20 protein-coding genes are annotated in these 19220 nt (G+C 72.0%); 10 read left to right on the forward strand and 10 right to left on the reverse strand.

Annotated features, from left to right (window positions below; genetic code table 11):
- Positions 1 to 194 precede the first annotated feature (194 nt).
- From ADX84_RS12370 to ADX84_RS12385, 4 genes are all read right to left on the reverse strand, one after another.
- Entirely contained in the window at positions 195 to 593 is a 399-nt protein-coding gene (locus tag ADX84_RS12370; protein WP_049572489.1) for a VOC family protein, read from the reverse strand.
- On the reverse strand, positions 590 to 883 hold the full coding sequence (locus ADX84_RS12375; RefSeq protein WP_049572493.1) for a helix-turn-helix transcriptional regulator: 294 nt from the start codon (positions 881 to 883) through the stop codon (positions 590 to 592). The genes ADX84_RS12370 and ADX84_RS12375 overlap by 4 nt, the downstream gene beginning before the upstream one ends.
- A gap of 375 nt (positions 884 to 1258) precedes the next feature.
- Positions 1259 to 1930, reverse strand: coding sequence for a 1-acyl-sn-glycerol-3-phosphate acyltransferase (locus tag ADX84_RS12380; RefSeq protein WP_049572497.1), 672 nt, complete (start codon positions 1928 to 1930; stop codon positions 1259 to 1261).
- A 151-nt stretch (positions 1931 to 2081) separates the two neighbouring features.
- A complete protein-coding gene (locus tag ADX84_RS12385) occupies positions 2082 to 3005 on the reverse strand; it encodes a threonine/serine dehydratase (protein ID WP_049572502.1) in 924 nt (307 codons plus the stop codon).
- Positions 3006 to 3129: 124 nt separating this feature from the next.
- Here ADX84_RS12385 and ADX84_RS12390 point away from each other — a divergent pair, with 124 nt between their 5' ends.
- On the forward strand, positions 3130 to 4035 hold the full coding sequence (locus tag ADX84_RS12390; protein ID WP_049572505.1) for a LysR family transcriptional regulator: 906 nt from the start codon (positions 3130 to 3132) through the stop codon (positions 4033 to 4035).
- Between the two features lie 125 nt (positions 4036 to 4160).
- The gene (locus ADX84_RS12395; protein WP_049572508.1) at positions 4161 to 4565 is read left to right on the forward strand and encodes a VOC family protein; all 405 of its coding nucleotides are present in this window, start codon (positions 4161 to 4163) and stop codon (positions 4563 to 4565) included.
- A gap of 3 nt (positions 4566 to 4568) precedes the next feature.
- On the opposite strand, the gene ADX84_RS12400 is transcribed toward ADX84_RS12395, so the two are convergent.
- Positions 4569 to 5201, reverse strand: a complete 633-nt coding sequence (locus ADX84_RS12400; protein ID WP_049572511.1) for a trimeric intracellular cation channel family protein — start codon at positions 5199 to 5201, stop codon at positions 4569 to 4571.
- A gap of 292 nt (positions 5202 to 5493) precedes the next feature.
- Between ADX84_RS12400 and ADX84_RS12405 the strand changes: the two genes are divergently transcribed.
- Positions 5494 to 6852 (forward strand): NAD(P)/FAD-dependent oxidoreductase, encoded by a 1359-nt coding sequence (locus ADX84_RS12405; protein WP_049572660.1) that lies wholly within the window; start codon positions 5494 to 5496, stop codon positions 6850 to 6852.
- Between the two features lie 7 nt (positions 6853 to 6859).
- Here ADX84_RS12405 and ADX84_RS12410 read toward each other — a convergent pair whose 3' ends face one another.
- Together ADX84_RS12410 and ADX84_RS12415 are read right to left on the reverse strand one after the other, a co-directional pair.
- Positions 6860 to 7678 (reverse strand): siderophore-interacting protein, encoded by an 819-nt coding sequence (locus ADX84_RS12410; protein WP_199776571.1) that lies wholly within the window; start codon positions 7676 to 7678, stop codon positions 6860 to 6862.
- 119 nt (positions 7679 to 7797) lie between these two features.
- Positions 7798 to 8790, reverse strand: coding sequence for an N-acetylglucosamine kinase (locus ADX84_RS12415; RefSeq protein WP_049572668.1), 993 nt, complete (start codon positions 8788 to 8790; stop codon positions 7798 to 7800).
- 175 nt (positions 8791 to 8965) lie between these two features.
- On the opposite strand from ADX84_RS12415, the gene ADX84_RS12420 reads away from it, so the two are divergent.
- The 3 genes from ADX84_RS12420 to ADX84_RS12425 all read left to right on the forward strand — a co-directional run bounded on the left by ADX84_RS12420 (position 8966) and on the right by ADX84_RS12425 (position 11563).
- Positions 8966 to 10249 carry a GNAT family N-acetyltransferase gene (locus tag ADX84_RS12420; protein WP_049572521.1) on the forward strand — a complete coding sequence of 428 codons (1284 nt, stop codon included), beginning with the start codon at positions 8966 to 8968 and terminating at the stop codon, positions 10247 to 10249.
- Positions 10250 to 10641: 392 nt separating this feature from the next.
- Positions 10642 to 10791, forward strand: coding sequence for a hypothetical protein (locus ADX84_RS26015; protein WP_156208070.1), 150 nt, complete (start codon positions 10642 to 10644; stop codon positions 10789 to 10791).
- A gap of 313 nt (positions 10792 to 11104) precedes the next feature.
- Positions 11105 to 11563 (forward strand): nitroreductase family deazaflavin-dependent oxidoreductase, encoded by a 459-nt coding sequence (locus ADX84_RS12425; protein WP_049572524.1) that lies wholly within the window; start codon positions 11105 to 11107, stop codon positions 11561 to 11563.
- Between the two features lie 38 nt (positions 11564 to 11601).
- Here ADX84_RS12425 and ADX84_RS12430 read toward each other — a convergent pair whose 3' ends face one another.
- From ADX84_RS12430 to ADX84_RS12440, 3 genes are all read right to left on the reverse strand, one after another.
- On the reverse strand, positions 11602 to 12657 hold the full coding sequence (locus tag ADX84_RS12430; protein WP_049572526.1) for an aminotransferase class V-fold PLP-dependent enzyme: 1056 nt from the start codon (positions 12655 to 12657) through the stop codon (positions 11602 to 11604).
- Between the two features lie 76 nt (positions 12658 to 12733).
- Entirely contained in the window at positions 12734 to 13570 is an 837-nt protein-coding gene (locus tag ADX84_RS12435; RefSeq protein WP_049572529.1) for an aminoglycoside phosphotransferase family protein, read from the reverse strand.
- A 46-nt stretch (positions 13571 to 13616) separates the two neighbouring features.
- Positions 13617 to 14156: a MarR family winged helix-turn-helix transcriptional regulator gene (locus ADX84_RS12440; protein ID WP_049572531.1), complete on the reverse strand. Its 540-nt coding sequence runs from the start codon at positions 14154 to 14156 to the stop codon at positions 13617 to 13619.
- A gap of 262 nt (positions 14157 to 14418) precedes the next feature.
- On the opposite strand from ADX84_RS12440, the gene ADX84_RS12445 reads away from it, so the two are divergent.
- The 4 genes from ADX84_RS12445 (at position 14419) to ADX84_RS12460 (ending at position 19206) form a co-directional block, all read left to right on the forward strand.
- Positions 14419 to 15381 carry an MBL fold metallo-hydrolase gene (locus tag ADX84_RS12445; RefSeq protein WP_049572536.1) on the forward strand — a complete coding sequence of 321 codons (963 nt, stop codon included), beginning with the start codon at positions 14419 to 14421 and terminating at the stop codon, positions 15379 to 15381.
- 73 nt (positions 15382 to 15454) lie between these two features.
- Positions 15455 to 17095 carry an FAD-dependent monooxygenase gene (locus ADX84_RS12450; protein ID WP_049572538.1) on the forward strand — a complete coding sequence of 547 codons (1641 nt, stop codon included), beginning with the start codon at positions 15455 to 15457 and terminating at the stop codon, positions 17093 to 17095.
- Between the two features lie 51 nt (positions 17096 to 17146).
- Complete coding sequence (locus ADX84_RS12455) at positions 17147 to 18364, forward strand: homogentisate 1,2-dioxygenase (RefSeq protein ID WP_049572541.1); 1218 nt, start codon at positions 17147 to 17149, stop codon at positions 18362 to 18364.
- A complete protein-coding gene (locus ADX84_RS12460; protein WP_049572543.1) occupies positions 18361 to 19206 on the forward strand; it encodes a hypothetical protein in 846 nt (281 codons plus the stop codon). The genes ADX84_RS12455 and ADX84_RS12460 overlap by 4 nt, the downstream gene beginning before the upstream one ends.
- Positions 19207 to 19220: the final 14 nt, after the last annotated feature.

Below are 19220 nucleotides of genomic sequence, written 5' to 3' on the forward strand. Positions count from 1 at the left end.
CCCGCACCCCCTGCGGGGGGGGCCCCCCCGCCCGGCGGCGCTGGGCTTCGCCAGCGGAACCGAGATCGAGCTGGACGTGCCCGTGCAGGAGATGACCGGACCGACCCAGGACGAGGCGGACCACGGCTCCCACCACTGAAGGGGCGGCGTGAGCGGCTCGGGGGGGGGCGGGGCCCCCGCCGAGCCGCTCACGCCTACCCCGCGTTGACGATCTGGATCAGGTTGCCGCAGGTGTCGTCCAGTACCGCCGTGGTGACCGGGCCCATCGTCAGCGGCTCCTGGGTGAAGGTGACCCCGAGCCCGCGGAGGCGCTCGTACTCGGCCTGGACGTCGTCCACCGCGAACTGGGTCACCGGGATGCCGTCGTTGACCAGGGCCTCCCGGTACGGACCCACGGCGGGGTGGCCGGAGGGCTCCAGCAGGAGCTCGGCCCCCTCGGGGTCCTCGGGCGAGACCACGGTCAGCCAGCGGTTCTCCTCCTCGGGCGCGCCCAGGGGCACGTCGTGCTTCTTCCGGAAGCCCAGCACGTTGGTGTAGAAGTCCAGGGCCTTGACCTGGCTGTCCACGAAGACGCTGTTGATGTGGATTCTCATGACTCGCTCTCCGGTCGGTCCGGCCCGAGCCACCGCTCGACGATGTGCCTGAGCGGTGCCGGGTTCATGGTGTGGAACTTGTGGCGCCCCTCGCGCCTGCTCTCGACCAGTCCGGCTCCCTCCAGGACCGCGAGGTGCTGGGAGACCGCCTGGCGCGACATGTTGAGCTGGTGCCTGGTGATCAGCCGGGTGCAGAGTTCGAACAGGGTCTGCCCGGACCGTTCACCGAGTTCGTCGAGGATCAGTCGGCGGGTCGGATCGGCCAGGGCCTTGAACAGTTCGTCGGACACGCGCCCACTATAGGCAAGCGGCTGCTTGCCTATCAAGCCGTGGTCTGGTGTTTTGCCATTTCCTGAACCGTCGGGGTCCTACGTCCCGTAGACCCCGGCCAGGAGGTCGGCCAGGGCGGTCAACTGCGGCGTGGAGCGGTCCGTGCGCCAGACCAGGCCCAGCTGGCTGGATGCGGTGTCAGCCCCTCCACCGCCAGACAGCGCGGGTCGGCGCGAGTGATCTCCCCGGCCAGGGGACGGCAGACCAGCACGGCGTGACCCCGGCCGCGACCGGCAGCGGCCCCCGCCAGTGGGGCGGGGGCCGCGCGCGACTGAGGACGCGGTGACACGAAGGCGGGACGGACCGTACCGGGACCCGCTTCGTCCTCGCCCGATCTACTCGTCGCCGCCGAAGTTGTTGTACTCGTTGGCCCGTTCCTGGCCGGACAGCGCGTGGATGGCGTCCATGACCTCGTCGGTGATCACCCGGCGGGCCTTGCCGGGGGCCATGCTGTCGAAGCCGGTCGAGAAGTCCATCGGCTCGCCGAAGCGCACGGTGAAGGGGCGGGGTCGCGGCATGTTGGCGCCGATGGGCTGGACCTGCTGGGTGCCCGAGACCGCGACCGGCACGATGGGCGCCTTGGACTCCAGGGCCAGGTGGGCGACGCCGGTGCGGCCCCGGTACAGGCGGCCGTCACGGGAACGCGTGCCCTCGGGGTAGACCACGCAGGCCTCGCCCTCGTTGAGACGGTCCAGCATCATCTCCAGCGACACCATGGCGTCGCGTGCGTTGCCGCGCTGGACCGGCATGGCGCCCAGGGAACCGAACACGGTCCGGGTGACCCGCCCCTTGATTCCGGTGCCCTCGAAGTAGTCGGACTTGGCGAGGAAGCGCACGGGGCGCTGGGTGACCGACAGGGGGATGACGACGCTGTCCACGAACGACAGGTGGTTGCTGGCGAGCAGGACCGCACCGGTGGCTGGGACGTTCTCACGGCCCTCGATGGTCGGTCGGCACAGGGTCCGGGCGAGTACCGCCGCGGTCTGCCGCAACGCACCGTAGAGCACGTGTTCTCCCTTGTGTTGTCGGACGGAGCCGACCTCAATGTAAGGGTGACTCACCGGTAATGATGACCGGCGGCACACAGAGTGCCGCACGTCACGTATCGGGCCAAACCATGACGAACAAGGAGGTCGGAGCCGTCGCGCGGACGCGGACTCAGCCGTGCGGGCGCCAGTCGGCGTTGGCTCCGCACACCACCAGGCAGGGGTTGTCGCCCGGGACGCGCCCGGCCAGCCAGGCGGCGAAGGGGACGGCCGCGGCGGGCTCGGCGGCGATGCGGAACTCCTTCCACAGACGCGTCTGGGCGCTGATGATCTCGGCGTCGCTGACCAGTACGGGCGTCACCGGGTGCTCACGCAGTACCTCGAAGGGCACCCGGCCCAGGATGGCCGCGCCCAGGGCCGAGGAGGCGACCGAGTCCACGGAGGTCCGGACCGGCTGTCCGGCCGCCAGCGCCGCGCCCAGGCTCTGACAGCCCTCGGGCTCGACTCCGACCACGCGGCGGCCCTCGGCGCTCAGCCGCACCCCGGCGACCAGTCCACCACCACCCACCGCGACCACGATCGAGTCGCACTCGGGCGCGTCGGCCGCGATCTCCAGACCCACGGTTCCCTGACCGGCGACGACCAACGCGTCGTCGTAGGCGTGCAGGTAGCGCACACCCTCGGACTCCGCGCGGGCCACGGCGGCCTCGGCCGCCACCGCGAACTGCTGGCCGACCCGGACGATCTCCGCGCCGGTGGCCGCCAGCGGCTCCGCCTTGGCCTCGGGCACCGTCTCGGGGACGTACACCGTGGCGTGCACGCCCAGCATGCTCGCGGCCGTGGCCACGCCGAGGCCGTGGTTGCCACCGGAAGCGGTGATCACCCGGTCGGTGGGCTCCCCGCCGAGCAGGGCGTTGAGGGCGCCACGGAGCTTGAAGGCCCCCGTGCGCTGGAGGTGCTCCAGCTTCAGGGTCAGGGGACGACCGTCGATCTCGGCACGCATGACCGGGGTTCGTCGGACGTACGGCGCGATGCGGTCGGCTGCGGCTCGGACGTCGGTGGCCGTGGGTACGGCGGGCGCGGTCGTGGTGCTCATACTCCCACTCTGCCGCTCCTGACCAGGAACGCAAAGTGGAGGCTGCTAAGGAAGGCTAAGCAGACCTTTGTGTCAGACTTTGTGGTGTACGTTCCGCGTCGTGCCTGGGAGAAGGGGTGGTCGCGTGTTGGACGCCAACCGTCTGCGCGTACTCGTGGAGATCGCGCACGCCGGGTCGATCGCGGCCGCCGCCGACCGGCTCTCCTTCACCCCACCCGCCCTGTCCCAGCAGCTCACCAAACTGGAACGCGAGGTCGGTGCCCGCCTTGTGGAACGCGGCCGCACCGGAGCCACCCTGACCAGGGCGGGCGAGGTCCTGCTCGAACACGGTGAACGGGTCCTGGGCGAACTCCGCGACGCCGAGGCCGCCGTCCGAGCCGTCGCGGGAGACCGCGCAGACCGCCTGTCCCTGGGGGCCTTCGCCAGTGCCGGGAAGGTCCTGCTCCCCGGGGCGCTCGCCGCCTTCGGTCACGAACACCCCCACGTGCGGCTGTCGCTGTCCGACATCGAACCGCCGAGTGGCCTCGGGCTGGTCACCTCCGGCGACCTCGACCTGCTCATCACCCACCGCTACCCCGGGGTGCCGCTGCCACGCGCGGTCGGCCTGCACCGCGAACGCCTCCTGGTGGACCCCCTCCTGGTGGTGGCGCCCACCGGACACCCGGTCACCGACACCGAACCCTCCCTTGCGGACCTCGCCGACGAGGAGTGGATCTGCGGTGCCCCCGGCATCCACAACCGGGTCAGCCTCGACACCGCGGCGGCGGCGGCCGGGGTGCGCCTGACCGTCGCCTACGAGACCCGGGACTACGAGGTGGCCTTGGCGCTCATCACGGCCGGGGTGGGGATCGCCCTCATCCCCCAGAGCATCCTCGACGCGTCGCACGGCGGGGGCTGGGTCAGCCGTTCCCTGCGGGGTGCCCGGCTGGCCAGGGAGATCTACACCGTGAACCGTCCGCGCCCGCCCGAACCGGTCCCCGGCATGGTGGCCACCCTGCGCCGCACCGCCGCCCGCAGCCTCCGGACCTGACGTCCGCGTCGACGCGCCGAAAGAGGACGCTCCGGCCCCGATGAGTTTCGACGACACCGGGGGTCGGTACCGGTGACCATGCGGCTTGACCCACGGGCCCCCGAGCCCCGACGAACGGACGAACCATGAGCACGAACCCCTTCGAGATCGCCCTGCCCATCGCCGACCGGTGGCGTGCGATGGTCTTCTACCGCGAGGCCTTCGGGTTCGAGGCCCCGGGGGACCCCACCGAGGACGGAGTGCCCGAGCCGCTGCGGATCCGTGTCAACGAGCACGTCGTGCTGACACTGATCCCCACGGACGGCCTCGCCTGGGTCCTGGGGGAGACCCGCCGAGTCGCCCGGCCCGGGACCAACGAATGCCTGATGACCAGGGTGCTGCCCACCGAGGCGGACGTCGACGCACTGCTGGACCGCGTCCGTGAGGCTGGGGGAGAGGTGGTCAACGCGGCCGAGCGGCGACCGTGGGGCTACGACGGTGTCTGCGCCGACCCCGACGGGCACCTGTGGCAGGTCACCGTCCAGCCCTGACCCCTACAGCGGGGGAGCACCGGGCGGGTTCGGGGCGTTCCAGCGGTAGCGCAGGGCCAGGAGGCGCATGGTGAGGCACAGCAGTGAGCCGATCACCGCGATCCAGCCCTGGCCGAAGCCGGTCAGATCCACGATCACCACGAACGACGCCCCGATCATCGCCGGGATCGCGTACAGGTGCGAGTTGGCGCTGAGCACCGTGGGCACGCGGTTGAGCAGCACGTCCCGGATGGTGCCGCCGCCCACACCCGTGATGACACCCAGCAGCACGGCCTGGAGCGGCCCGAAACCGAACTCCAGCGCCTTGGTCGCCCCGATCACGGCGAACAGGCTGAGTCCGGCGGCGTCGAACACCAGGATGGGCTTGCTCAGGTGGGTGAGCTGACGGCTGAGGAAGAACGCCAGGGTCCCTCCGGCCAGCGCCGTCACCAGGTACCGCCAGTCCTGGAAGGTGGCGGGGGTCTCGCCCAGTAGGACGTCGCGGATGATGCCGCCGCCGAGGGCGGTCACCATCCCGAGCACCATGACCCCGACGATGTCCACCCGCGCGGTGCGGATCGCCGTCAGCGATCCATCCAGTGCGAAAGCGAAGACGCCCAGGAGGTCGAGGAGAAGAAGCAGGTCGAGCGTGGACATGGCCGTGCGGGGGTCCTTGCGTGGTGCTGGGCGACGAGGTGTGGTGCGGGGCGACGAAACGCGGAAGAGGTCTGCGTCGATCGGCTATTCCATCACGCCCGGGAGGGTCCCGCGTGCGCGGCCGGGAACGGCGCGCCGCGCCGCCGCGCCCGGGCCGCGCGGATCGGGCCGCGCGATCCGGAGTGGGACCGCTCCGTCCGGGGAACCGACACGCGTGTCGGTTCCCCTCCGGCCCGGCGCGGCCGGACACCATCGGGGAGTGAACCACCGGACCACGGGCGGAGCGAGCAACATGGAACACCTGGACGCGATCGTGATCGGCATGGGCCCCGGCGGGGAGACGGTCGCCGACCGTCTGCTCACCGCCGGTCGGCGGGTGGCTGTGGTCGAACGCGACCTCATCGGAGGCGAGTGCGCCTACTGGGCCTGCGTCCCCACCAAGACCCTGCTGCGCCCACCCGAGGTGCGCGCCGAGGCGGACGGGGCCGCCGGGGTCGGAGAGGCGGCCCTGGAGTGGCCCGCCCTGCGCGCCTACCGCGACCAGATGATCCGGCACCTGGACGACTCCCAGCAGGCGCAGGGCTACGAGGAACGCGGTGCCCTGGTCCTGCGCGGCGACGCGCGGATCGTCGGCCGCGACCCCTGGCGGGTGGCGGTCGGCGACGCCGAGTACACCGCCGACCACGTGGTGGTCTCCACGGGATCAGGGGTGCTGGTCCCGCCGATCGGGGGACTGGAGGACCTGGGCCCGGACGTGCTGTGGACCAACCGGGAGGCCACCACCCTTACCGAGATCCCCGGCAGCGCGCTGGTGGTCGGGGGCAGCGCGGTCGGCCTCGAACTGGGCCAGTTCCTGGCGCGGATGGGCACCCGCGTCACCGTGGTCCAGCGCGGACCCCGGCTGCTGGACCGTGAGGAACCCCGGCTGTGCGAGCTGATCAGCGACCAGTTCGAACGGGACGGCACCACGGTGCACCTGGGCAGCCAGGTCACCTCCGTGACGAGGGACGGCGACGGAGTCCTCGCCGTGCTGTCCGGCGGTGAACGGGTTCGGGCCGACGTGATGGTCCTGGCGACCGGGCGGGTGCCCCGGGGCGACCAGCTCGGTCTGGCGGAGCTCGGCGTCGAACTGGACGGAAAAGCCCTGCAGGTGGACGACCACTGCCGGGTCGCGCCCGGGCTGTGGGCCGCCGGGGACGTCACGGCCCGCTCGATGTTCACCCACGTGGCCAAGTACCAGGGGAGGGTGATCAGCGACAACGTCCTCGGTACCGACCACGTCGCCGACTACACCGGTGTCCCCCGGGTGGTGTTCTCCTACCCGGAGATCGCCGCCGTCGGCCTGACCTCCGAGCAGGCCCGGGACCGGGGGATCGACGTGGCCGCCTCCGAGACCGACCTGACCGCCGCGCTGGCCCGCCCCTGGACCATGGAGACCGACCCGCGCGGCTCGCTGGGGCTGGTCGCCGACCGCGAACACGGTGTGCTCGTGGGGGCCTGGGCGTTCGGGCCACAGGCCTCGGAGTGGATCCACACCGCCGCGCTCGCGATCCGCCTGGGCCTGCCGATCGCCGCCCTGCGTGACACCATCCCGCAGTTCCCGACCTTCAACGAGGGTTACCTGATCGCGCTGGACGCCCTGGACCTGTGAACCGGGTTCAGGACGCGCCGAGGGCGGCGGCCTCCTCGGCCTCCACACTCCGGTTCCACTCGGGCTTGGAGGCCTGCCAGCCGTCCTCGTCGCGGCCCAGTCGCCAGTAGCCGGAGACCGAGAGGTGCTCCTTAGGCAGGGCCAGCTCGACGCGGAGCAGGCGGCGCAGGTCACGGACGAAGTTCGCCTCGCCGTGCACGAAGGCCCGCACCTCCCCGGACGGGAACTCCAGCGCGCGCACGGCCGGGACCAGCAGCGACCCGGGAACGCCGCCGTCGCGGTGCAACCAGGTCACGCTCACGTCGGGGCGATCGGTGAGGTGCTGTTCCTCGGCCGCGTTGTCGACCTCGACGAACACGTGCGCGGGGCAGCCCTCGGGCAGGGCCTCGACGCTGGCGGCGATGGCGGGCAGGGCGCTCTCGTCCCCGGCCAGCAGGTGCCAGTCGGCCTCGGCGTCGGGGGCGAAACCACCGCCGGGGCCGAGGAGGCGCAGCCGGTCACCGGGGCGGGCGCCGGCGGCCCACACCCCGGCCAGGCCGACCTCACCGTGGTACACGAAGTCGATGGTCATCTCGTGGGTGGCGGCGTCCCAGGACCGCACGGTGAAGGTGCGGGTGACCGGCCACTCCGAGCGGGGGCGCTCGGCCCGGATCGCGTCGAGGTCGTAGGCGTCGGGGTCGCCCGGTCCCGGAGCCGGGAACAGCAGCTTGACGTAGCTGTCCGCCCAGCCGTTCGTTGCGAAGTCGGACAACCCCTCGCCGCCCATGACCACGCGCACCATGTGCGGGGTCAGCCGCTCCACACGCTCGACCCGTCCCGTGTGCACGGTCGTCCTTCTCGGACGCTCCTGCCGCTCCGTCACGACGCCCCCTCCGTTTGGGTTAGGTAAACCTAACTGACACACATTAGGGTGCCGTGACGGCACCGGGCAAACCGGGGCGGGACTCAGTCCCCGGACCACCCCTCCGGGCGGGTGAACGCACCGTGCAGGTCCACGTCGCGCTCGATGGCGCCCGCACGCAGGGCTGCCAGCCAGGCCGCGCCACCCGACGTGCTCCCGGCCAGGAGCACCGGCGCACCGGTCCCCATGGTGAGCTTGTTCGTCAGCGCCTCCCTCACCGGACCCGAACGGGTGAGCACGCCCCCGGACAGGACCACCGGCAGGTGCTCTCCGGGAACCCGCACCTGGTGCACGGACTGCGCCAGGTGACCAGCGGCGGCGTTCACGATCACCACGGCCGCCGGGTCGTCGACCAGGAACGCCTCCGAGACCAACGGCGCGAGCTCGGCGAGACTGATCGGCGGGGCCGCGGTCAGGGTGCGCGCGAAGTTGCGGGCGTGCTCCTCGGGCCACTGGTCGGGGCCGCTCGGCCGCTGACCGGGGATGACCCGCTTGGCCACCGTGCGGGCCAGCGGGCTGAGTTCTCCACCGCGACTCAACTGGCGCGCGGTCTCCCGGGCCGCCTGGTGGCCGATCCAGAACGCCGAGCCCTCGTCGCCGATCAGCCAGCCCATGCCGTCCGCCGACCTGCTGCGGCTCCGGGCCTCGATCCGGGTGGCGATCGCCCCGGTCCCCGCGATGAGGATCGTGCCGTCGCGCTCGGAGGTCCCCGAGGCGAAGGCCACTGTGTCGTCGCCGGAGAACTCCTCACCGGTGGGGTTCAGTCCCGCCTTGACCAGCGCCTTGTCCAGCCGGGCGCGCACGCTGACATCGCGCAGTCCGGAGTACCCGGCCAGCCCGACCACTGTGGCGGCCACGGCGTCGCGCGCTCCGGGACCGGCCCGGTCCAGCGCGGATCCGATCGCCTCGGTCAGTCGTTCCGCGGCCACCTCGGGGCCGTGCGTGTTGGGGTTGGCGCCCCCGGCCCTGGCCTCGCCGAGGCGCTCGCCGGTCAGGGTGGTCACCAGGGCACGGGTGGTGGTGCCCCCCGCGTCCACCCCGACGACCAGCGTGGGGGAGGGGGAGGGGGAGGGGTTTCGTCGTGTCGTCACGACCAGAGCGTGCCCCACCCCCGCCCGCCTTACTCACACCGCACCCCACTACGTCGGAGGAGGCCCACACCACGCCCAAAACCAGTGGCCGCGGCTTCGTGACCACTGGTAAGCCTGAGCCATGAGCGACAAGACGAGGGCGGACTCCTCCGCACCGAACCAGGGCTGGACCGTGCGCCACACCGACGCGGAGGAATTCGCCCAGGCGGCCAGGGTCTTCGGACAGAGCCTGCTGTTCCCGGAGGACGTCGACAACCTGCTGGAGCGGATGAGACCGCTGCACGACGAGGTGGGCTACGAACGGGCCCTGATCGCCGTGGACGAGGCCGAGGGCGAGGTCATCGGCACCGCCAACCACTTCCCCTTCGAGATGACCATGCCGTCCGGCCGCGTTCCCGTGGCCGGGGTGACCGGCGTGGGAGTGTGGCCCACCCACCGTCGCCGGGGAGTGCTCAGCTCCCTCATGCGACGCCAGCTCGCCGACGTCCATGCGGCGGGCGTGCGCTACGCCGCGCTGTGGGCCTCCGAGGGGGCCATCTACGAGCGCTTCGGCTACGGCAACGCCTGCACGGAACTGGAGACGGCCCTCACCCGCCCCTACGGCGCTCTGCGCGCCGACGCGCCCCGGGACCCGGACCTGCGCGTGGTGCTGCGCGAACCAGAGCGGGTGCGTACCGACCTCGAACGCGTGCACGAGGCCGTCTGTGAGGTCCAGGTCGGCCAGTTCCGACGCACCAGGCCCTGGTGGGACCGCGCGCTGTTCGACGGCCCCGCCCGGCGGGGTGACAAGGCTCCGCTGATGGCGGCCGTCGTGGGCGGCCCGGACGGCCCCCTCGGCTACGCCCTCTACCGGGTCAGGGCCAGGTGGGAGGAGGACGGCGCCCAGGGGGAGGCGCACGTCCAGGAGATCACCGCCACCACCCCCGCCGCCTGGGCCGCCCTCTTCGAGCACCTGTTCAGCCGGGACCTCGTCGCCAAGGTGTACTTCCCGTTCCTGCCCGTGGACTGCCCGCTCCACCACCTCCTCCCGGACCGTGGCCGTGCGGTGGCCAAGCACTCCACCTCCCTGTGGGTGCGGCTGGTGGACCTGGCCGGAGCCCTCTCCGAGCGCCCCTACGCGGCGCCCTTCGAGGGGGTCGTGGCCGTCACCGACCGCTACGCGCCGTGGAATGCCGGACGGTGGCAGATCAAGGCCGACACCGACGGCGCCCGCGTGGAACTCACCGACGCCGACCCGGACCTGTCCCTGGACGTGTCACATCTCGGGGCCGCGCACCTCGGCCAGACCACGCTCACCAGCTTCCTGCGCGCGGGTCTGATCACCGAGCACACCCCGGGCACCGTGGCCCGCCTGGACACGGCCCTGCACCGGATCGACGCACCCTTCTGCGGGGTCATCTTCTAGAGGGTCGATGAGATACGGGTGCCCTGGTCGAGAGAACAGCACGCCGGGGCACCCGTCATCCGCCTGGGTGGCGAGCCGCGGGTCGTCCCTGTTCACCGGCCCGAAGATCCCGGTGCCGGGCAGTGACCCGAACGGTGTCGGGGACGAACCCGGGACGGTTCACGGACAGCGGGCCCGATGCCGCAGGGGCCGAAGATCTGGCCCATCGAGGTGAACCTCCGCGCCACGGTCCCTTCCTTCGTTGGCCCGGGCAACCAGGCCCCGGGCGACTCGCGGACTGCCTCGCCTTGAGGTCAAGGCGAGGTGTTGTTGCAGGTCAAAGTGTTTTCATGCGTGTGTGGTGGGGGAACTCTGGGGCTGAGGGAACCCCGGAACGACCTCTGAGGAGACCGATGCGCCGCATCATCACCGTGTTCGCCCTGATCACTGCCCTGACGGTCGGGCTCTGCGCCCCGGCCACCGCCGCCGGATCTCTCATCGGGATCGGGGTCGGGGGCAGCCTCGTCGGCCTGGTGAGTGATCCCATCAACGTCAGTCTCTGACCCGAACGCGTCCTGCGCGCGCAACGGTGAAAGGGGCCCAAGCGAGTAAGTAACGTGTGGCCCCGGGGCCGGTTCACCCTTCACCTGTTTGTGTCAGGCCCTCGCCTCGTCCAGCGTGGCCACCAATCCTGTCCCCACAGCATCCACGTGTGGTGCCGATGCGTTCGACACGGCCTTCTTCCGGCCCGAGGCCCCCTTCCGCGACCAGGGCTTCTGACGTGGACCCTTGCAGGGGACGCGAGTCGGCCTCCATCGCGGGGAACGGGCATGGCACGATCGGGGTGGACTCCGTAGCCGAACACCGGGGAGAGCGATGACCGCCAGTGGCGTACTCCAGGGCGAGTACGAGCCGAGTTCGTCGAAGTTCGTCCGAGACCAGGTGGAGCTCTACGAGCGCACCGGTGGTCAGGAGGGCGACACGCTGATGGACACCGGGATGCCGGTGATCATCCTGAGCACACGCGGCCGCAGCAGCGGCAAGGTCCGCAAGTCCGCCCTCATGCGGGTGGAGCACGACGGCGCCTACGCGGTGATCGGCTCCCAGGGCGGGGCGCCCCAGGACCCCGCGTGGGTGGCCAACCTGCGCGCGGCCCCCGACGAGGTCGCACTCCAGGACGGCCCCACCCCCTTCGCCGCCCGTGTTCGTGAGGTCCAGGGCGAGGAGCGGCAGCGGTGGTGGGACCGGGCGGTGGAGGCCTACCCGCCCTACGCCGACTACCAGAAGAAGACCGACCGGGTCATCCCCGTGTTCGTGGTCGAACGAACCGACTGACTCCGGGCCGGTGCCCCTGCCTGAGGGGCACCGGCTTCTCAGGTCAGTGCGCTGACCAGGCGGTCCACGTCCTCATCCGTGTTGTACAGGTGGAACCCCACCCTGAGCCGACCGTCCCGGACGGCGGCGGCGATCCCCGCCTCACCGAGGCGTTCGGCGGTCCCCTCCGGAACGGGGAGTGACACGATCGCCGAACCGGTGCCCTCCAGTCCCATCGCGTCGCGGAACCGGTCGGCCAGGGCGACGTCGTGCTCGTGCACCGTCTCCGGTCCGACCTCCGTGAGCAGGTCAAGGCCCGGTGCCAGACCGATCCACGCGGGCCACACGGGGGCCAGGTCCAGGCGTCGCGCCCCGGCGGCCAGCCGCAGCGGCCCACCGTAGAGCGCGTCCCACGGCTCCGCTCCCGCGTACCAGCCGGGCGCCAGGGGAGAGAGTTCGGCCAGGGCCTCGTCGGTCCCGGTGAGGAAGGCCGCCCCGCGCGGTCCCAACAGCCACTTGTAGGTGCTGCACACGACGTAGTCCACGCCGTCCAGGGGAACGGGCAGCCACCCCGCCGACTGGCTGGTGTCGAGCAGGAGGCGGGCACCGTGGTCGGCGCACGCGGTGCGCAGATCCTGGAGCGGGGCGATCAGCCCGGTGGCCGACTGCACGGCCGCGACCGCCACCAGGGTGGTGCTCGGGCCGATCTCTTCGGGCAGACGGTCCAGCGGCACCTCGCGGACCCGGACGCCGTCCTTCTGCCTGGTCATCAGGGGGAAAACCACTGAGGTGAACTCCCCCTCGGCGAGCAGGACCTCCGAGCCGGGCGGCAGGCTGGCTGCGACCGTCCCGACGAACTGCGAGGTGTGGGTGCCCACGGCGACTCGGTCGGCGTCGACCCCCACCATCCGCGCGTACGTGGAGCGCGCGGCGTCGACGACCCCGTCGACTGAACCGGGGGAGAACCGCCCGGAGGCCACGTCCTGGAGGTTGCGCTCCAGGTCCTGCCGGGCCCGGTGGGTCAACAGGCCGTGGGTGGCGGAGTTGAGGTAGGTGCCCTCGGGCGAGAACTGGCTCTGGGCCTGCTTGAGGCGCCTGCGTGCGGTCTGGTCCATGTTCCGCATGCTCACAGGCGGCGTGGGGCGGGACAAGGGCCACTTCACCGTGATTGGACTCTTTCCGCCGCCGCGTTCAGCCCGGGGCACCGACCTGTTCCCTCAGGCGGGCGAGCCACTCCGTGCCCCACCGGCGGCCGTCGGGGAACTGGTCCTCCCGGTCCCAGCGCCAGGCCGTGATCATCGCCAGCACGAGGAGTCGGCACGCGCGCAGCAGTTCTGGGTCGGCACCCGGGTAGTGGGCGGCGACCTCGTCGGGGGCGTGGGCCAGGTCGAACTCCACCGGCCCCCGGCAGCAGGTCTCCAGGTCGACGAAGAGCGGTCCCTCGGCGGTGGCGAGCAGATTGCCGGGGTGCGGCTCGCCGTGCAGGAGCTGTTCCGGTGCGCCGTGCCCGGTGACCTCTCGTTCGAGGTCGTCCAGGGCCCGAGCGAGCAGCGCCCGGTCCGGCGCGGTCAGTTCCGGGGTGCGGTCACGGTCGGCGACCAGTTCCCGCGCCCGGGCGACGCGGTCGGTGAACCTGGGCGAGGGGTGGTCGACCGCCGGCATGCCGTGGTGCAGACGGGCGAGCGCGTCGGCGTAGTCGGGTGCGGGAACCTTCGTGGCGGGTACCGGCGCGTGGTGGGTCCACAGCGTGACCTCGAAGCCGTCGCGTTCGTGGACGCCGGGGGTCACGCGGGGGTCGAGCGCGGCCACGGGGCTCCCGGTGGCCGCGAGCCACAGGGCGAGTTCGACCTCGAACCGCGCCACGCCGTGCTCCGCCGGAGCCACCCGAGCCAGGACGTCGCAGGGCAGCAGGCGCAGGGTGAGCCTGTTCGAGTCGTGGAGGACGACCGCTTCGTCGGCGTCCAGGCCAAGGGAGTTGGCGACGGAGTTGGCGGCGGCCACCGCCCGCCCGAACCGCGGCTCCCGCATGTGGTGGGTCCTCTCTACGTGCCGTTCCGGCCTGCTGGGGGAGGGGTCAGTTGCGGAACTTGGCCTGCGCGTCGGTGGACCCGGCCATCAGCTTGTTGAGCAGGCGGACCAGCTCGCGGCGCTCCTCGGGTTCGAGGGCCTCCGCCCAGGCGCTCTCCCGGCGGTTGTGGGCGCGGAAGACCCCCAGGATCGCCCCGTACCCGGACTCGGTGAGGCTGAGCTGGAGGGCGCGGCGGTCGTGCGTGGCGCGTTCGCGGGTGAGTAGGCCGTCGCGTTCGAGGGTGTTGAGCAGGGCGGACAGCGCGGCGCGGCTCATGCCGGAGATCTCGGCGGTGGTCTTGGCCTCCATGGGGCCGGCCAGCCAGAGGGCGAAGAGCACCCGGAACCCCGGCCAGGTCCATCCCCGGGGACGGTGGACGGAGGACTCCAGGTCGTAGACGACCATGCTCGTCGCCCTGTTGAGGGTCAGGACCATGCGCATGGCCTCGGCGTTGACCGTGGGGAGTTCCCGTTCGGCCTTGTGCACCGCGTAGTCCACGAACGACCAGAAGGTGAGCTCGTCGGGGGGTGCCGTGTTGTGAGTCACGCCGACCAGCCTAGTACGGGGCGGGTTCGGTGTTCCTCCCGTCGTGACTTCTCCGTCGTCCCCCGGTCGCCCTCCGTTGAGGGAGATTCGGGCCGTGACATGACGGGCACGGTGGGTAGCCTGGTGGGGTGATCTGCATCACCACCCTGGTGGACGTGGGCCTCTTGGCCCTGTGGCGTGGAGCACGTTATGGTCTGGTTCATCAAACGTTTGATCATTTGGGGGCGGCGGCAGTCGCCCGCGACGAGTGAAGGGTCTGACCATGGCAGCCAAGCCGTTCGCCTCATCCGCCGACACCGAGGTCAAGGAGCAGACCCTGGAGGTCCTGGCCGACGGCGTCTACGCCCTCACCGCCGAAGGGGACCCCAACGTGGGCGCCATCGAGGGGGAGGACTTCGTGGTGGCCTTCGAGGCCCTGGCCACCCCCACCGCCGCCAAGGAGTGGCTCGCCAAGCTCCGCGAGCACACCGACAAGCCCATCCGCTACCTGGTGCTCTCGCACTACCACGCGGTCCGCGTCCTGGGCGCCAGCGCCTTCGACGCCACCGTCATCCTCACGCACGAGCTGACCCACGAGCTCATCCGCGAGCGCGGCAAGGAGGACTGGGCCAGCGAGTTCGGCCGCATGCCGCGCCTGGCCAAGGACGCCGACTCCGTCCCCGGCCTGACCTGGCCCACCCAGACCTTCGCCGACCGCACCACCATCGACCTCGGCGGCGACCGGGGCGAACTGGTCCTGGAGTACTTCGGCCGGGGCCACACCGAGGGCGACATCGTCGCCTGGCTGCCCAAGCAGAAGATCCTCTTCGCCGGGGACCTCGTCGAGGCCCAGGCCGCCCTCTACACCGGCGACGCCTTCCACAGGGACTGGGCCGGCGCCACCCTCGACCGCGTCAAGGCCCTCGGTGCCGAGATGCTCGTGGGCGGGCGCGGCGCCGTGAGCCGGGGCCGCGAGGAGGTCGACGCCGCCATCGAGCAGACCCGCAACTTCCTCGACGTGATGATCCGCGAGGTCGGCGCCGTCCACGAGCGCGGCGGCACTCTCAAGGAGGCCTTCACCGCCACCCACGCCGCCTTGGTCGACGACTACGGCCACTGGCCGATCTTCGAGCACTGCCTGCCCTTCGACGTCTCGCGCCTGTGGGACGAGTTCTCCGGCGTCGAGCGCCCCGTCATCTGGACCGCCGAACGCGACCGCGAGGTCTGGGCCCAGCTCCAGGGCTGACCGGCTCGGGGCCACCACCCGGCTTCCACCCACGACCGCGCCCGCACGGGGCGCCCCACGAACGGAGTCCACCATGCGCCCCCCTGCGCCCCGCACCCCCGCCGACACCGGCACCGACCCCGTCCTGGTGCTCGGCGCGGGACCGGTCGGACAGACCGCGGCCCTGCTGCTGGCCCGCCGTGGGGTCCCCGTGCTGGTCGTCGACAGCCGCCCCGAACGCGACGCCGTCGGCTCCAAGGCCATCTGCCAGCAACGCGACGTCCTCGACGTCTGGGACTGGCTCGGCGGCGGAAGGATCATCGAGGAGGGGCTGACCTGGGACACGGCCCGCACCTTCTACCGTGACCACGAACTGTTCAGCGTGCGCCTGCCCGACCCCGGCGCCTCGTCCCTGCCCTCCTTCGTCAACATCTCCCAGTCCCGCACCGAGGAGGTCCTCGACGAACTCCTGGCCGAGGCGGGGGTCCGAACCAGTTGGGGCCACGAGGTCACCGGAATCGAGCAGGACGCCGACGGGGTCACCGTCGAGTGCGTCACCCCGCGGGGGACGGTGCGTCTGCGCGGAACCCACGCCCTTGCGTGTCTTGGCGCCCACGGCGGAGTGGTGCGCCGGGACCTGGGCCTGGACTTCTCCGGCACCAGCTTCGACGACCGCTTCCTCATCTGCGACATCCGCGCCGACCTCGGCGACTGGACCCGCGAACGCCGCTTCTACTTCGACCCCGAGTGGAACCCCGGCCGTCAGGTCCTCATCCACCCCTGCCCCGACTCGGTCTTCCGCATCGACTGGCAGGTCCCCTCCGACTTCGACCTCGCCGCCGAGGAGTCCAGCGGGCGCCTCGACGCCCGCATCCGGCAGATCATCGGGGACACCCCCTACGAGATCGTGTGGCACTCGGTCTACCGCTTCCACACCCGGGTCACCGACCGCATGCGCGCGGGACGCGTCCTGCTGGCCGGGGACAACGCCCACCTGGTGGCGCCCTTCGGAGCGCGCGGCCTCAACTCCGGGGTCCAGGACGCCGAGAACGCCGCCTGGAAGCTCGCCTACGTCCGCGACGGCTGGGCGGGGGAGGACCTCCTGGAGAGCTACCACACCGAACGCCACGCGGCCGCCCTGGAGAACGCCGACGTCACCAGCGCCACCATGCGCTTCCTCGTGCCCCGGGACGACGTTGAGCACGAGCGGCGCGTCAGCGTCCTGGAGCGCGCGGTCACCGACGCCGCGGCCCACCCGGACGTGGACTCCGGGAGGCTGGCCGAACCGTTCTGGTACACCGACTCCGCGCTGACCACCGCTTGCCCCGAACGCCCCTTCGGCGGCCGTCCACCGCGCGGGCTGGCCCCCGCGCCCTGCCCCGGCGTGATCCTGCCCGACGCCCCCGTGAGCGTGCCCGGACGCCCCGAACTCGCCCGCCTGCGTCCCCTGCTGCGGGAGGGACTCACCCTGCTGCTCGGCGAGGGCGCCGAACGCTCCACCGTGCACGCCGTCGCCAAGGGCGCCACGCGGGCGCCCGTCACCACGCTGCACCTCGACGAGATCGACACGACCGGTGCCCTGCGCCGCGCGCTGGAACCCCTGCCCGGGCAGGTCTGGCTGGTGCGCCCCGACGCCCACGTCGCCGCCGTCGTCCCGGGTGAGGACGCCGACGCCGTCCGCGTGGCGGTCCGCACGGCGCTGGGACACCCGGCCGCCGACACCGTCCCCGCATAAGGGCGCCGCTCCCGACGGACCACCGGACCCAACCAAGGAGGAAGACCGGAGATGGCCTACTACCGCAAGGTCGGCGAGGTGCCCCGCACCCGCCACACCCAGCACCACAACCCCGACGGCGGCCTGTACTACGAGGAGCTGATGGGGGAGGAGGGCTTCTCCGCCGACTCCTCGCTCCTCTACCACAAGGCCATCCCCTCGGCGATCGTCGACGCCGCCGAGTGGGAGGTCGCCGACCAGTCCCTGCGCCGCAACGCCCCGATGGTGCCGCGCCACCTCAAACTCCACGACCTCTTCCAGGGCGAGGAGTGGCGCACCAACGACGTCGTCGAGTCCCGCCGCCTCGTGCTGGGCAACGGTGACGTGCGCATCTCCTACGTGGTCGCCGGATCCCCCTCGGAGCTCTACCGCAACGGCATCGGCGACGAGTGCGTGTACGTCGAGTCCGGCACCGCCCGGGTGGAGACGGTCTTCGGCGTGCTGGAGGTCGGCCGGGGCGACTACGTCATCCTGCCGCGCGCCACCACGCACCGCTGGGTGCCCACCGGGGACGAACCGCTGCGTGCCTACGTGGTCGAGGCCAACAGCCACATCGCCCCGCCCAAGCGCTACCTGTCGCGCTACGGCCAGCTGCTGGAGCACGCCCCGTACTGCGAGCGCGACCTGCGCGGCCCCGACGGACCCCTGGTCGTCGAGGGGGAGAACGTGGACGTGCTCATCAAGCACCGGGGCGACGGTCCGGGCGGGATCTCCGGCACCCGCTACACCTACCCCACCCACCCCTTCGACGTGGTGGGCTGGGACGGCTGTCTCTACCCGTACGTGTTCAACGTCGACGACTTCCAGCCCATCACCGGCCGTATCCACCAGCCGCCGCCCGTGCACCAGGTGTTCGAGGGCCACAACTTCGTCATCTGCAACTTCGTGCCGCGCAAGGTGGACTACCACCCGGGCGCCATCCCGGTGCCGTACTACCACTCCAACGTGGACTCCGACGAGGTCATGTTCTACTGCGGCGGCGACTACGAGGCCCGCAAGGGCTCCGGGATCGGTCAGGGCTCCATCTCCCTGCACCCCGGCGGCCACTCGCACGGTCCGCAGCCCGGCGCCTACGAGCGCAGCGTGGGCGCGGAGGCCTTCGACGAACTCGCGGTCATGGTGGACACCTTCCGTCCGCTGGACCTGGGCGAGGGCGGCGCCGCCGTCGACGACGGCAGCTACGCCTGGACCTGGGCCAAGGGCCAGCGGGCGCGGCGGGAGCAGGCATGACCGAGCCCCGCCACACCCTCTACGGGACCCTGTTCGACGACGCCGCGCTCTTTCCGCCCGGCAACGCGCCCATGGGTGAGGCGATCCCGGCGCACCGGGCGCACCGGGACTCCCGCAGGGCGCCCTACGTGGGACCGTTCCTGGTGGCGGACGCCCGCCTGGCCGAGCTGCGCACGGTGCTCTCCCGGGACGACGGTGACCACGCTCCGCTCGCGATCGTCGTCACCGTCCCCGGCGGGGCCGAGGGTGTCGCGCCCGCGGTCGCGGCGGTGCGCTCCGACCCGGCCCTGTACCTCGCCGGTGTCGAGGTGGCGGCCGCCCCCGGAAGGTCGGCCACCACCGCCCACAGCCTGGTCAGCGCGCTGGGGCCCGACACCGACGGCTACGTGGAGGTCGCCCGGGGCGGGGACGCCGCCGCCGACGTCGCGGCCCTCGCCGGAACCGGCGCCCACGCCAAGTTCCGCACCGGGGGCCTCACCCCCGAGGCGCACCCCGACGAGGACGAACTCGCCGCCCTCCTGGACGCCGCCGTCACCGCGGGGGTGCCCTTCAAGTGCACCGCCGGGCTCCACCACGCGGTCCGCCACACCACCCCGGAGGGCTTCGAACAGCACGGATTCCTCAACGTGCTGCTCGCCACCCACGCCCTGCTCACCGGAGGGGGCGAAGGCGTGGCAGTGAAGGTCCTCGCCGACCGGGACGGACCCGCCCTGGCCAGCCGCGCCCGGGAGCTCACCCCCGCCGAGGCAACCCGGGTCCGGGCGAGCTTCCGCTCCTTCGGCACGTGCAGCATCGCCGAGCCCCTGGAGGACCTCGTCGTCCTCGGGGCTCTCCACGCCTGACCACACCCACTCGC

It is taken from the genome of Nocardiopsis sp. SBT366 (assembly GCF_001083815.1).
Lineage (GTDB): Bacteria > Actinomycetota > Actinomycetes > Streptosporangiales > Streptosporangiaceae > Nocardiopsis > Nocardiopsis prasina.